The 13138-nt window shown below is 67.0% G+C and carries 10 protein-coding genes; 7 read left to right on the top strand and 3 right to left on the bottom strand.

Translation table 11 applies throughout. The features are described 5' to 3' along the window. Window positions 1-27 precede the first annotated feature (27 nt). Together murJ and C5C17_RS16195 are read right to left on the bottom strand one after the other, a co-directional pair. Window positions 28-2115 carry a murein biosynthesis integral membrane protein MurJ gene (gene murJ, locus C5C17_RS16200; RefSeq protein WP_104254418.1) on the bottom strand — a complete coding sequence of 696 codons (2088 nt, stop codon included), beginning with the start codon at window positions 2113-2115 and terminating at the stop codon, window positions 28-30. 2 nt (window positions 2116-2117) lie between these two features. After that, window positions 2118-4532 carry a DUF6049 family protein gene (locus C5C17_RS16195; RefSeq protein WP_104254417.1) on the bottom strand — a complete coding sequence of 805 codons (2415 nt, stop codon included), beginning with the start codon at window positions 4530-4532 and terminating at the stop codon, window positions 2118-2120. A 92-nt stretch (window positions 4533-4624) separates the two neighbouring features. Between C5C17_RS16195 and C5C17_RS16190 the strand changes: the two genes are divergently transcribed. Continuing rightward, the gene (locus tag C5C17_RS16190) at window positions 4625-6055 is read left to right on the top strand and encodes a CCA tRNA nucleotidyltransferase (RefSeq protein WP_104254416.1); all 1431 of its coding nucleotides are present in this window, start codon (window positions 4625-4627) and stop codon (window positions 6053-6055) included. Between the two features lie 102 nt (window positions 6056-6157). On the opposite strand, the gene C5C17_RS16185 is transcribed toward C5C17_RS16190, so the two are convergent. Beyond that, on the bottom strand, window positions 6158-7570 hold the full coding sequence (locus tag C5C17_RS16185) for a hypothetical protein (protein WP_146079212.1): 1413 nt from the start codon (window positions 7568-7570) through the stop codon (window positions 6158-6160). Window positions 7571-7797: 227 nt separating this feature from the next. On the opposite strand from C5C17_RS16185, the gene rpsF reads away from it, so the two are divergent. The 6 genes from rpsF to dnaB all read left to right on the top strand — a co-directional run bounded on the left by rpsF (window position 7798) and on the right by dnaB (window position 13037). After that, window positions 7798-8187, top strand: coding sequence for a 30S ribosomal protein S6 (gene rpsF, locus C5C17_RS16180; protein WP_104244003.1), 390 nt, complete (start codon window positions 7798-7800; stop codon window positions 8185-8187). 2 nt (window positions 8188-8189) lie between these two features. Further along, a complete protein-coding gene (locus tag C5C17_RS16175; RefSeq protein ID WP_104254414.1) occupies window positions 8190-8783 on the top strand; it encodes a single-stranded DNA-binding protein in 594 nt (197 codons plus the stop codon). Window positions 8784-8821: 38 nt separating this feature from the next. Continuing rightward, a complete protein-coding gene (rpsR, locus tag C5C17_RS16170) occupies window positions 8822-9082 on the top strand; it encodes a 30S ribosomal protein S18 (RefSeq protein WP_068482210.1) in 261 nt (86 codons plus the stop codon). Between the two features lie 12 nt (window positions 9083-9094). Next, window positions 9095-9547: a 50S ribosomal protein L9 gene (rplI, locus tag C5C17_RS16165; protein ID WP_104254413.1), complete on the top strand. Its 453-nt coding sequence runs from the start codon at window positions 9095-9097 to the stop codon at window positions 9545-9547. A 177-nt stretch (window positions 9548-9724) separates the two neighbouring features. Further along, complete coding sequence (mptB, locus tag C5C17_RS16160; RefSeq protein WP_104254412.1) at window positions 9725-11293, top strand: polyprenol phosphomannose-dependent alpha 1,6 mannosyltransferase MptB; 1569 nt, start codon at window positions 9725-9727, stop codon at window positions 11291-11293. 358 nt (window positions 11294-11651) lie between these two features. Beyond that, window positions 11652-13037 (top strand): replicative DNA helicase, encoded by a 1386-nt coding sequence (gene dnaB / locus C5C17_RS16155; RefSeq protein WP_104254411.1) that lies wholly within the window; start codon window positions 11652-11654, stop codon window positions 13035-13037. Window positions 13038-13138 lie beyond the last annotated feature (101 nt).

Below are 13138 nucleotides of genomic sequence, written 5' to 3'. Positions count from 1 at the left end.
TACAGGCAAACGCGTTGAGACTAGCGACTATTCCTTCGGACGAGGTGGTGAACCGCGCCCATCGCCGTCATCGGTGCCGTCCCGGGCTTCGCGGGCGAGGCGCGCTTCCTCTTCTCGGCGGGCTGCCAGCTCGATCACGGCCCGGCGCTCCTCCTCGCGGCGTTCGCGACGTGTGCGCGGCGGCTCCGTGCGACCGACCTTCGGGATCTCGGTCGTGCGCGAGTGCATGGGCAGGATGATGCCGGCGGTCGAGAGGTCCTCGGTAGCGCCCCCGAAGGCCCAGGAGGCGGCGTTGACGCGCTCCTCACGTTGCTCTTGCTCCTCGGCCTGCCTGCGCTCCTCGGCAGTGTCCGGCTCAGCTTCTTCGGATGCGAGGTTCCAGGGCGTCGGTGCCGAGTCGCTGCCGGAGACGGTGGCGGTGTCGGGGAACGTCGCCAGGAGGTCGGCGTCGAGGTCGCCCTCGTCGTCCTCGCCGCGTGCTGCGCTGGAGGGCCCACCGGTCTTGACGCCGAAGCGGGCGAGCACTGGCCTCGCGAAGCCGCGGAACTCGGGCGACTTGAGCACCCAGAGCAGCGGGAAGTAGAAGAGGGCCATGATGCCGGCACCGATGGCGCAGGAGATCAGGGCCTGGAAGATCCCGGATCGAGGGAAGCCGTCTTCCTGGAACGTGCCGAGCAGGACCATGACGATCAGCGCCGGGATGGATGCGGCGATGGCGGCGACCGTGAAGCGCACGTAGGAGCGGGTGATGTTCGCGAAGTCGAGCTGCCCCATCCGCTTCCTGAGGATGACGAGGAGGATCGCGAGTCGCAGCGTCGACATGATCGACTGCATGAGGGCGAGCCCGACGACGATGAACTCGACAGGGCCGATGGCGGCGAGCGCCATGCCGAAGATGTGCAGCGGAACCGTGAACAGGAACACGAAGAACACCGTCTTGGTGTCTTCGAGCGCGTAGAACGCACGCTGCACGATGAACAGCCCGCTGAACGGGATGAGGCCGACCAGGAAGGCGATGAGGATCGCCGCGATCGAGTTGATGCCGGCATCCGTCGTCGCGAAGATCCGCGCGAAGGGCACGGCGACGAGGGCGAGACCGAACCCGGAGAACAGCAGGAACATGCCGATGAGTCGCGAACCCTCGGAGAGGTCGCGAATGAAGTCCTGGGGCCTGTCGTCGCTGATGGCCACGCTCATGCGCGTGAAGAAGGCCGTGGCGATCGAGACGGCGACGACGGCGTGTGGGAGCGCGAAGATGAGGAACGCGTTCTGCATAGCCGCGATCGACGCGTTCTCGCCGGATGCGAGGTAGGCGACGATCGTCTCGACGAGCCCCGCGAGCTGCATGACCAGCAGCATCCCGAGGGTCCAACCGGCGAGCTTGCCGACCTGGCCGAGCCCGGTGCCGCGGAACTGGAAGTCGAGGCCGAAGCGGAGCCCCGCGCGACGCCAGAAGAACAGCAGCACGATGGTCTGCATGGCGACGCCGAGCGTCGCGGTGCCGCCGAGCATGGCGATCATCGTCGGGTCCCACGAGTCGATGTTGCGCCCGGTGCCCGTCGGGTCGGCGCCGAAGACGGAGCTGAAGAGCAGCAGCCCCGCGATGCCGACGACGTTGTTGATGACGGGTGCCCACGCGAACGGTCCGAACAGGCCGCGCGCGTTGAGGATCTCGCCGAGCACGGCGTACATGCCGTAGAAGAAGATCTGCGGCATGCACCAGTACGCGAAGGCCACGAGGAGCCCGAGCTGCTCCGAGCTGAGGCTCGCGCCGTAGAGCGCGCCGATGATGGGGGCGCCCACGGTCGCGAGGATGGTCAGCCCGCCGAGCAGCACCATGGCCAGCGTGACGAGTCGATTGACGTACAGCTGGCCGCCATCCTCGTGCCTGGCCGCCTTCACGACCTGCGGCACGATGACGGCGTTGAGGAGGCCGACCGAGATGATCGAGTAGATGTTGCTCGGCAGCTGGTTCGCACCGGCGAACGCGTCTGCGGAGACGCCGATGACGCCGATGGTCTGCGCGATGACGATGGCCTTCACGAAGCCCAGCACGCGCGACACCATCGTGCCGGATGCCAGGAGCGCGCTCGCCCGAGCGATGCCCTGAGCCATGCTTACTCCTTGGTGCTCTCGGTCGCGTCGACGGCGTCCGTGTCGACGTCAGCTTCCGGTTCTGCCCGGGTGTCGTCGTCCGGGGCGGACCCGGCCACCGCCGCCCGCCGGCGACGGATGGTGCGCACGAGGCCGGCGATGAAGAGGACGGCGAGGCCGATGCTCGCGATGAGGATGGCGATGCTCTCCCACTCGGCGCGCACATCCAGTCGGATCTGCTTCGTCGAGGCGAGCGGCTCACCCTCGGGTGTCATGACGTTGACGGTGACGTAGGTGGTGCCGTTGGCGATGGCGGTGATCGGGATGCCGACGCGGGACATGGAGTTCGGCTCGATCGACAGTGCCACGGCGTCGCCGGTCTCGACCGCACCCGTGGTGGGCCTGAGTTCGACGAGCACGGTCACCTTTCGGTCCTTGACCGCATTGGAGACGAAGAGCGGCAGCTCGGTGTCGCGGCCGACGATGAGCGCCTCGCTTGTGTCGCCGAGCTGCACGTTCGACTCCGTGAAGGTGACGTGGTCGCGAAGACCGCTCACTGCCGTCTGCGCCCCTGCCGGGTCATTCGCCCACCCTGTGGACAGGGCCCCGACGCCTGCCGTGCGGACCGGGTCGCTGTAGTCGAGCGGGTCGTCGAAGATCGTCGAGATGACCTGGGCGCGCTCGATGGTCTGCATGACGCCGGTCATCCGGTTGAACGCGGTCTCGCCCACGCTTCCGTCGATGAGCGAGGCCTCGCGGCGATCGGTGTCGTCGTCTCCGGGGAACGTGAGGGGTGTCGTGGCGGCCCAGGTGAGTCCATCCACGAACTGCAGCGTCTGCGCGAGGCGCTCGCCGTCGAACTCGTCCCGCGTGACCGTGCCGACCAGCGTTCGCGGCTCGTAGGGCAGCTCGCGCGTGACCACGGCAAGCAGCGTCGCGATACGGGTCGCCGCCTCATTCCATTCCTCGTCGGTCGTCGCGTGCACGGCGTCGTCGAACGCGTCATCCAGGATCTTCTCGGCGACGACCGCGTTCCACCCCGCGACGGTGGCCTGCGCGCTCTCCGTGAAGTCCGCGTCGGCGCTCACACCCGCGTTGGTGTCATCCAGGATGATCGACTCGCCACCCCAGCCGCGGAACTTGTCGAGGTCGGTCGACTGGACCGTGCCCGCCTGCGGCCAGACGACTCCGCTCATGGAGTACGGGAAGCTCACGAGGCTCTCGGTTGTGGGAAGCGGAGGCGCAAGAGGCTCGGCTTCCTCGGTGGGGGATGCGGTGGGCGACTCCGCATCAGTTGCCTCGGGGGTGGCGGATGCGTCGACGCCGTTCGACGTGTCGGCGTCGCCGTCCTCCGAGGGGGTTGTGGTCCCTGTGTCGGTCGTCTCCGTAGCCGTTGGGGTCGGCGTCGGCGTCGCCGTGGCTGCCGGGTCGGCGAAGTTCGCGGGGTCGATGTCGAAGTCGAAGTTCGTGACCTCGAGCGGCTGCTGCGCACCCCACTGCGACTGGAGCGTGAGGCTCGCGTCAGCGAACGGCAGCTCGAACGTCTGATTCTCCAGCGCCGTCAGGCGGTCGAGCCAGCTGAGCGCCGACTCGGGCGCGGCCGAGCCGAGGACGCGTATGGATGCGAGGAGGCGCGGATCGATGGCGACGGTGGCGTTCGGGCTGGCCTCCACCGCGCTCAGGATCTCGTCGAGGCGCCCACCTGGCGCCGTCTGCTCGAGAAGGCTGTCGACGCTGAGCAGCGGTTCATCTGCGTCGGCGAGCAGCCCGGAGGTGATGGGGACGACGGTTGAGACGAGGGTGGGTTCAGCGGCCGCAACCCCGTTGAGCACGATCGTCGAACGAGCCTGCGCGAGCTTCGAGTCGCCGCTCACGAGTGCCGCCGCCATGGCTCGCGGACCGAAGTCGTCGGTTGCCGCGAAGGGGAGGCCGTCAGCGGGAACCGAGACGCTCACGGTGGTGGTCTCACCTGCGGCGATCGGGCCGGAGCCGAGGCTTGCGACGAGGTCAAGACGGTCGAGCTCAGCCTCACTGCTCGACTCGCTCCACGCATCCAGCGCGAACCTCGTGTCGATCGTGGACGAGCCGACGGACAGCTCGAGCTGCGCAGGCGCGAGCTCTGCATCGGTCTTGTTGACGACGACCAGCTCGACGACCAGCGGACCGCCGGGCTGCACGAGCCCACCGTCAGCGGGCGCGGCGTAGATGGAGACCTGTCCGTCCGGGGCGTCGGCGATCGCCCGCGGCTCGACCGTGGCCGTCCCGACCATCGCGCTTCCGACGCTCGTCGTGGCCCCTGCGGGCTGGCTCGTGGGTGCTGCTGACGCGCCCCCGGTGACCCCGAGCGCCAGCAGCGACGCCAGGAGCGTCGCAGGGACAACCCGGCGTGCACAGGCACGCAGGAACCGTGGCACAGCGGCGCGCGGTGCGTGGTCCATGACCTCCATAGTAAGGACGGACGGGGAAGTGGCGAGCTGAACGCGCCCTCGAGCGCACGGCGAGCATCCGCCGCGGCTCGTAGAATGAGCGGATGCAAAACGTGCAGTCCGCCATGGAACGCCTTCGCGGACTCGCGACCGCGTCGCCCGTCGCCGAGCTCGCCGCCGCCTTCGAAGCGGCCGGATTCGAGCTCGCCCTCGTGGGCGGCCCCGTTCGCGATGCCTTCCTGGGGCGAGAGGTCACCGACCTCGATTTCACGACGGACGCGCGCCCGGACGACATCCTGCGCATCGTCGCGCCCATCGCGGATGCGCACTGGGATATCGGCCGCGAGTTCGGCACGATCGGCGCCCGGTTCTCAGGCGAGACCGTCGAGATCACGACCTACCGGGCTGACAGCTACGACGGCACGTCCCGAAAGCCGGTGGTCGCGTTCGGCGACACGATCGAGGGCGACCTGCACCGCCGCGACTTCACCGTCAACGCGCTCGCGCTGCAGCTGCCTGCCCTCACGCTCGTGGACCCCTCCGACGGCACGAAGGACCTCATGGAGGCGACGCTGCGCACGCCCATCGAGGCGGCCGTCTCCTTCGGCGACGACCCGCTGCGCATGCTGCGGGCGGTGCGTTTCACGTCCCAGCTCGGCTTCCAGCTCGACATCGACTCCTTCGACGCCATCGTGGAGCTGCGTCGACGCATCCTCGACATCTCCGCCGAGCGGGTCAGGGACGAACTCGTGAAGCTGCTCAAGACCGACACGCCGCGCGCGGGTCTCGAGCTCTTCGTCGAGACCGGCCTCGCCGAGCTCGTGCTGCCAGAGCTCCCAGCCCTGCAGCTCGAGCGCGACGACGCGCACCGCCACAAGGATGTCTACGAGCACTCGATCACGGTCCTCGAGCAGGCCATCGCACTCGAGCGCGAACGCAACCCCGGCGCCGACGCGGACATCGTCCTCCGCCTCGCTGCATTGCTGCACGACATCGGGAAGCCCAAGACGCGCCGCTTCGGTGAGAACCGCAAGGTCACCTTCTACAACCACGACGTCGTCGGTGCGAAGCTCGCGCGCAAGCGACTCACCTCGCTGCGCTTCGACAACGACACGATGAAGTCGGTCTCGCGCCTCGTGGAGCTCCACATGCGGGTCTTCAACTACGAGGGCGCCGGATGGACGGACTCGGCCGTGCGCCGCTTCGCGCGGGACGCCGGCCCGGAACTGCAGCGCCTCCTCATCCTCATCCGCGCCGACATCACGACCCGCAACCAGCGCAAGTCGGACCGGCTGCTCTTCGCGATCGACGACCTGGAGCGGCGCATCCTGGAGCTTCAGGAGAAGGAGGAGCTCGATTCAGTGCGACCGAGCCTCGACGGCGAGCAGATCATGGCGATCCTCGAGATCGCCCCAGGCCCGCTCGTCGGGAAGGCATACAAGCACCTGCTCGAAGTGCGGCTCGACGAGGGCCCGCTTGAGCACGACGATGCGAAGCAGCGCCTCCTCGAATGGTGGGAAGCGAACCGCCCGTAGTCGCACCGCGTCTGTCTGAGAAGACGGCTCGTCCGGCCTGACGGATGCATGCAGAACGGCCCCCTCCGAAGAGGGGGCCGTTCGCGTGGAGGTGACTGGAACCTACTCCGCGGTCAGGTACTCCGCGAGGCTGTACCCGGAGCAGGAGACGTAGCTCGAGCTCGTCGCTTCCTGGACCACGTTGCCGTTGACCGTGATCGTGCAGGTCAGCTGGTCGTCGGTGTAGTCGACGGTTGACGCCGACAGGTAGGCGGACGAGCTGTCGTACCCGTAGTCGGCCTTGTACTTCATGGTGACGGTCTCCGACCACGGCACCGCGGTGGCGAGGGCCTCGGTGTCAACCTGGACTCGGTCGGCACCCGACAGGTCGTTGTCGTAGCTGTAGCTGACATCGATGGGCGAGGTCGACGTGCTCGTCACCGTCATCTCCACGGTGATCTCGCCTTCAGACGGAACACCGTTCTCGAGCGTCGAGTACTCGTCGTCCATGAGCGTCTCGTAGTCGTCGACGCTGTCGCCGACCGTGTTGGTGACCGTTGCCACGCTCGTCCAGGTCGTGATGATCGGGCCGACGATGAGGCCGAGTCCACCGAGCACGAGGCCGATGATCGCGAGAAGCTTCTTCGCGTTGAAGCGCTTGACGACCAGTCCCGCGATGCCCAGGCCGATGGCCGCGAGGGCCAGCGCGATTCCGAAGTATCCGAAGAACGGGATGAACGCGATCGCGATGCTGAGGACACCAGCGATGAGCGCGATCAGGCCGAGCGTGTTCATGCCGCCGCCCTGGCCCTGCGGGGCGTAGTTGCCGTACTGCTGCTGTCCGCCAGCGCCACCGCCTGCACCGTACGCGGGTGCGCCACCGTAGGCGCCCGCTGCGTTCTGGTCCTGGGGAGTGGAGCCGTACGCGTTGGGCGCGGATGCGCCGTAGGCGTTCTGGTCCTGAGGTGCCGAGCCGTACGCGTTCTGCGCGGGCGCGCCGTAGGCATCCGGAGCCGGGGCGGATCCGTAGGAGCTCGGCTCGCTGCCGTAGCTGTTGCCGGAGGAGTAGTCGGGGGTGCTGCCGTAGCCGGGGGCGGAGTAGTCGCTGCCCGAAGCTGACGGAGCCGTGTACGAGGTGTCACCCGTGTACGAGCCGGCGCTCGGCGACGAGTAGGAGGAGTCGCCCGACGAGCCGTAGCTCGGGGTCGAGTATCCGGAGTTCGACGACGCGCTCGGCACGCTCGATCCGGTGGATCCCGAGTACGAGGACTGCCCGCCCTGGTAGTCGGGGGCGGAACCTGGGGCCTCGTACGAACCACCAGGAGCTGAGTAGTTGCTCGGGGCCTGGTAGTTGTCGCCGCTGGAGCCGTAGCTGCTGCCGACGCCGTAGCCGCCCTGTTCGCCGTTGGCGGGCTGGTCGCCGAAGGACGCCTGCGGCGCCTGCGGTGCGGCCGGGTCGCCATTCTGCGGCGCTGGGTTCTGTGGCACTGGGGCGTTCGGGTCGCGTTCGCCCGCGCCGCCTGTTGGATCGCTCATGATTCCCCTAGGTAGTGGTGCGTATCAGCGGACCACGGGGGCCGCCGGTTGTGCTGGAACGAGCATATTCGCTCGCGAGAAGGGGAGTTCTTCCAATTGGCTGGCATTTAGGAGGAAGAAACGACTATGCTGGCGAGGTTGTCTGTGCGATCAACTGCCCAGACACGCGCAATAACCCTCCTGCTGCAGATCGTCTGCAGCCGTTCTAGACCGAAGGAGGTGGGTTTATCGTGCATCAGTATGAGTTGATGGTGATCCTCGATCCAGAGATCGACGAGCGCACCGTAGCTCCGAGCCTCGATAAGTTCCTCAACGTCATTCGCAACGACGGTGGAACCATCGAGAAGACCGACATCTGGGGCCGTCGTCGCCTCGCCTACGAGATCAACAAGAAGAGCGAAGGCATCTACGCCGTCGTTGACTTCACGTCGACCTCGGCAACGGCGAACGAGCTCGACCGCCAGCTGAACCTTTCCGAGGCCGTCATGCGCACCAAGGTGCTCCGCGCAGAAGAGGCCATCGCACGCGTCGCCTCCGAGGCGAAGCGCGACGAGGCTCGCAAGGCTGCCAAGGCCGCTGCTATCGCAGCGAAGCCCGCGGCGACCACCGAGGCGTAGTCATGGCCGGCGACACGATCATCACCGTGGTGGGCAACCTCACGGCTGACCCCGAACTGCGCTACACGCAGAACGGGCTCGCAGTCGCGAACTTCACCATCGCATCCACCCCCCGCGTGTTCGACCGTCAGGCGAACGAGTGGAAGGACGGCGAGGCTCTCTTCCTTCGGGCGAGCGTCTGGCGTGAATTCGCTGAGCATGTCGCCTCGAGCCTCTCCAAGGGCTCGCGAGTCATCGCGCAGGGTCGCCTGAAGCAGCGATCCTACGAGACGAAGGAAGGCGAGAAGCGCACTTCCATCGAGCTCGAGATCGAAGAGATCGGGCCGAGCCTTCGCTACGCCACGGCTCAGCTCACCCGCACGTCCTCCGGCGGTGCCGGCGGACAGCAGGGTGGCGGTGGCCAGGGCGGCTTCGGCGGAGGCCAGCAGCGCTCCTTCGGCGGCAACAGCGGCGGCGGCAACGCCGGTGGCGGTGGACGTCAGTCCGCCCCTGCGGACGAGCCGTGGGGACAGCCCGCGGGCCAGCCTCGCGACAACGGCGCATCCGGCTGGGCGACGCCCGGCGCATCGAACGATTTTGACGAGCCCCCCTTCTAAAGGGCGCTCGCAAACACACTCAACGAAAGAAGATCCCAATGGCTGGAAAGTCAAGCGGCGACCGCCGCAAGGGTGTACGCGGGAAGGGCGGCAAGCCCGCTGCTCCCGCGAAGCAGATCCGGGTCGGAGTCATCGACTACAAGGATGTCAACACCCTCCGCAAGTTCATCTCGGAGCGCGGAAAGATTCGCGCACGTCGCATCACCGGCGTCTCCGTCCAGGAGCAGCGCCTCATCGCACGTGCAGTCAAGAACGCACGTGAAATGGCGCTCCTGCCCTACGCCGGCTCTGGCCGCTAAGGAGTAGTCGACATGGCAAAGGTAATTCTTACGCACGAGGTCTCCGGCCTCGGTGCAGCCGGTGACGTCATCGAGGTCAAGAGCGGCTACGCCCGCAACTACCTCGTCCCCAAGGGCTACGCAGTCAGCTGGTCCCGCGGCAGCGAGAAGCAGGTCGAGCAGATCCGTTCCGCTCGCGCCGCACGCGAACTCGCGACCCTCGAAGAGGCGAAGGCACTCAAGGACAAGCTCGAGTCCGCCCTCGTCAAGCTCCACGTGAAGTCGGGTGCCGAAGGCCGCCTCTTCGGTTCCGTTCGCGGCGCCGACGTCGCGACCGCTGTCGAAGCAGCCGGTCTCGGCAAGATCGACAAGCGCAAGGTCGAGTTCCCCAACCCGATCAAGTACACGGGCAACCACGAGGCGACTGTTCGTCTCCGTGACGACCTCGTTGCGACCGTCAAGCTCCAGGTCATCGCCCAGCGATAACACGGCAGCAGAAGAACGGCCCCGGACATCTCGATGTCCGGGGCCGTTCTCGTTGCACCCCGAGCGGCTACACCGTCTGGCGCGTCGGCGCCACCGTGGGGCAGACGCAAGGAGGAACGCTATAAGGTCAGCGGAGTCCAGCATCCTGCCAGAACCTCTCCTGATTGATTCACGAACATGCCGCAGCACGTCCACCGATCGGCGACCGAGCGCGAGCCGCGCCGGTTCCCGCTGACGGTGAGCCCGACGCTGCTCGGCCTCATCGGGTCGCTGTGCATCCTCGTCGGCTCGTTCGGCGCTGGCTGGATCGGAGACGGGCTGGGCCTACGCGAGTGGTTCCCCATCGCGTTCCTCCGCAGCTCGCCCGACCTGACGCGGCTCTGCACGATGCTCCTGATCGTCGGCGGCTTCCTGCTGCTCATCGCCTGGCTGCGCTTCCGCTCGAGCGTCTCCGACAACGACGCGTCCCTGCGGCGGGTGATCAGGACCTCCATCATCTGGGCCCTGCCACTGCTCATCTGCGTCCCCGTCTTCAGCCGCGACATGTTCTCGTACGTCGCCGTTGGCCGCCTCATGGCAGCCGGCATCGACCCGTACCAGCACGGCGTCAACGAGATCGCCGGCTGGTATTCGCTGGGCGTCGACCCCTTCTGGTCGAGCACCGAGTCGCCATACGGGCCGCTCTTCATCGCCGTCGCCGCCGTGTTCTCCTGGCTCGGGGCTCAGACGCCCGAGTACGCGCTGTTCCTGAACCGTCTCGCCGCGACTGCTGGCGCCGTGCTCATGGTGGTCGCGTTCCTCAAGATCGCCGCCCTTCGGGGACGCAGTCGCGCGTTCGTCGCGTGGATGATCGCTGCGAACCCCCTCACGCTGCTCCTGTTCATCGCCTCCGGGCACAACGACGGCCTCATGCTCGCCGGTATGGGCTTCGGTCTCCTGTCCGCGCTGAAGGGCCGCCGCATTCTCGCGGTCGTGTGGATCGCGCTGGCGGTCGCGATCAAGCCCATCGCCCTCATCGCCCTGCCGATCGTGGCGCTCGTCGGACGCCCCAGCAAGCTCCCGCTCTCGGATCGGGTGAAGAGCTGGGCGCTCCACGGTGCGCTCGCGCTCGGGCTCGTCGGCGCGCTCGGGCTCGTCCTTGGCCTCGGCTTCGGCTGGGTGACCGCACTCACCGTGCCAGGCGCGATCCAGCACTGGTACTCGCCGCTGACCCTCATGGTTGGCACGGTGCGCGGCCTCGCCGAACTCGTCGGACTGGATCCGTTCGTGTTCGAAGTGATCCTGAAGGTCATCGCGTTCTCGATCGCGGGTCTCGTCGCCTCCTGGCTGGTGATCACGAAGCGGCCCATCGATCCCGTTCTCCGCCTCGTGCTGTGCACCGCGGTCGTCGTCGCCGCCTCGACGGCCATTCACCCCTGGTACGTCTTGTGGATACTGCCCTTCGCCGCAGTTGCGGGTCCGTGGCGCAGAGGTCAGGAGCACCTCGCCGTGCTCGCAACGATCTTCTTCACGACCGTGACGCTCGCCGAACCGACCGACTCGTTCTTCGAGGGCCCGTACACGCGCATCGTCGTCGCGTCCATCACGGTGCTGTTCGCACTCTCCGTGCTGGTCTGGTGGTGGCGTGCGAACAACGTCTCCGGCCGGGCCGTGGTCATCGCCGTGCCGTACGGTCAGGTGCTCGTCAACCGGATCGTCGCGCGGCGGGAGCGCAGGCTGCAGCAGCGCACAGAGAGCGCCCTCTGACGGCACCGTCGCCGCGTCGGCCTGTGGAAAACGCCCGGATATCGTCGGTTTGCGTGGGTGCGCCGCCGGGTGTTATGCACAGCGGGGCGCGCGAGACTCAACCTTCAAGGGATGCTTCACGTCTCTTGTGCACAACTTAAGCATTCTAATAAATGGCTGGTCACGAGCTATTTCGTGGTCGAAACCTTCCATGTGGTAGCTACGTTGTCCACACAGTTTCCACAAGCCGCACGGCGCGTCTCCACAGTTACACACAGGGTTATCCACAGGTGTCATCTTCTTGGTTCGCTCGTTGGGGGAGGTGAGGACTACTGTGGGGAAATCTCTCTCAGGCATACGAGCGCAGTCAGGAGCATCCGTGTCGATCGCGCACCTCGGTTCCCCTCCACAGGGCGAGCGCGAAACGCACGACGGTGTTCGCACCCCTCCCCACGACCTGCTTGCGGAGCAGTCGGCTCTCGGCGGCATGCTGCTCTCGAAAGACGCAGTCGCCGACGTCGTCGAAGCCGTCCGCGGCATCGACTTCTACGTGCCCAAGCACGAGATCATCTTCGACGCCGTCCACGCGCTCTACGCGGCTGGTGAGCCGACCGACGTCATCACGGTCACCGACCACCTGACGAAGTCCGGTGAGCTCTCGCGTGCCGGCGGTGCCGAGTACCTGCATACGCTCGCGGGCATCGTCCCGACCGCCGCCAACGCCGGCTACTACGCGGCGATCGTCTCCGAGCGAGCCGTGCTCCGACGCCTCGTCGAAGCTGGAACGCGCATCGTGCAGATGGGCTACCTCGCAGAGGGCGAGGTCGTCGACCTCGTCAACCAGGCGCAGGCCGAGATCTACGGTGTCACGGGCGCCGTGGAGAAAGAGGACTACGTCGTCCTCGCCGAGGCCATCCTCGAGGCGCAGAACGACATCGACGCCGCCCAGAACAAATCGGGCGGAATGACAGGTGTGCCGACCGGGTTCAGTGACCTCGATCGCATCACGAACGGCTTCCACGGTGGCCAGCTCATCATCGTCGCGGCTCGCCCCGGCCTCGGAAAGTCGACGGTCGCCCTCGACTTCGCACGCTCCGCATCCATCACCCACGGCAAGCCGTCGATCTTCTTCAGCCTCGAGATGGGCAAGAGCGAGATCGCCATGCGCCTCATCTCCGCCGAGGCCAGTGTGCGCCTGCAGCACATGCGTGCCGGAGGCCTCACGCAAGAAGACCTCACGCAGATCGCTCGCACGCAGGGCGACATCTCCGACGCCCCGCTCTACATCGACGACAGCCCCAACATGACGCTCGTCGAGATCCGCGCCAAGTGCCGCAGGCTCAAGCAGAAGGTAGGGTTGAACCTCGTCGTCATCGACTACCTGCAGCTCATGACGAGCGGCAAGCGCGTCGAGAGCCGCCAGCAGGAGGTCTCCGAGTTCTCGCGTGCACTCAAGCTGCTCGCGAAGGAGCTCGACGTTCCCGTCATCGCGCTGTCCCAGCTGAACCGTGGTCCCGAGCAGCGTGCCGACAAGCGGCCAGCAGCGAGCGACCTCCGCGAATCCGGTTCGCTCGAGCAGGACGCCGACATGATCATCCTGCTGCACCGTGAAGGCGCGTACGACCGCGAGAGCCCGCGAGGCGGCGAGGCTGACTTCATCCTCGCGAAGCACCGCAACGGACCGACGGACACCATCACCGTCACCTTCCAGGGCCACTTCTCCCGCTTCATGGACATGGCTCCGGGGTACGCGACGGGTCAGTAAGGGGACGCGCCCCGGGTTCATCCCTCCGGCTATCGAGTTCAGCCCCAGGACCGAAGCGCCGGAACCCCTGTGCTTCGTACCTTGAATGCAGCACCTACTCG

The organism is Pseudoclavibacter sp. RFBA6 (assembly GCF_002931575.1).
Lineage (GTDB): Bacteria > Actinomycetota > Actinomycetes > Actinomycetales > Microbacteriaceae > Pseudoclavibacter > Pseudoclavibacter terrae.
This window is presented reverse-complemented; position numbering and strand designations above follow the sequence as displayed.

Coding starts and splice junctions, on each gene's coding strand:
- C5C17_RS16190 (WP_104254416.1), top strand. CDS start 4,625: ATGCAAAACGTGCAGTCCGCCATGGAACGCCTTCGCGGACTCGCGACC.
- C5C17_RS16175 (WP_104254414.1), top strand. CDS start 8,190: ATGGCCGGCGACACGATCATCACCGTGGTGGGCAACCTCACGGCTGAC.
- rplI (WP_104254413.1), top strand. CDS start 9,095: ATGGCAAAGGTAATTCTTACGCACGAGGTCTCCGGCCTCGGTGCAGCC.
- mptB (WP_104254412.1), top strand. CDS start 9,725: ATGCCGCAGCACGTCCACCGATCGGCGACCGAGCGCGAGCCGCGCCGG.
- C5C17_RS16195 (WP_104254417.1), bottom strand. CDS start 4,532: ATGGACCACGCACCGCGCGCCGCTGTGCCACGGTTCCTGCGTGCCTGT.
- murJ (WP_104254418.1), bottom strand. CDS start 2,115: ATGGCTCAGGGCATCGCTCGGGCGAGCGCGCTCCTGGCATCCGGCACG.
- rpsR (WP_068482210.1), top strand. CDS start 8,822: ATGGCTGGAAAGTCAAGCGGCGACCGCCGCAAGGGTGTACGCGGGAAG.
- C5C17_RS16185 (WP_146079212.1), bottom strand. CDS start 7,570: ATGAGCGATCCAACAGGCGGCGCGGGCGAACGCGACCCGAACGCCCCA.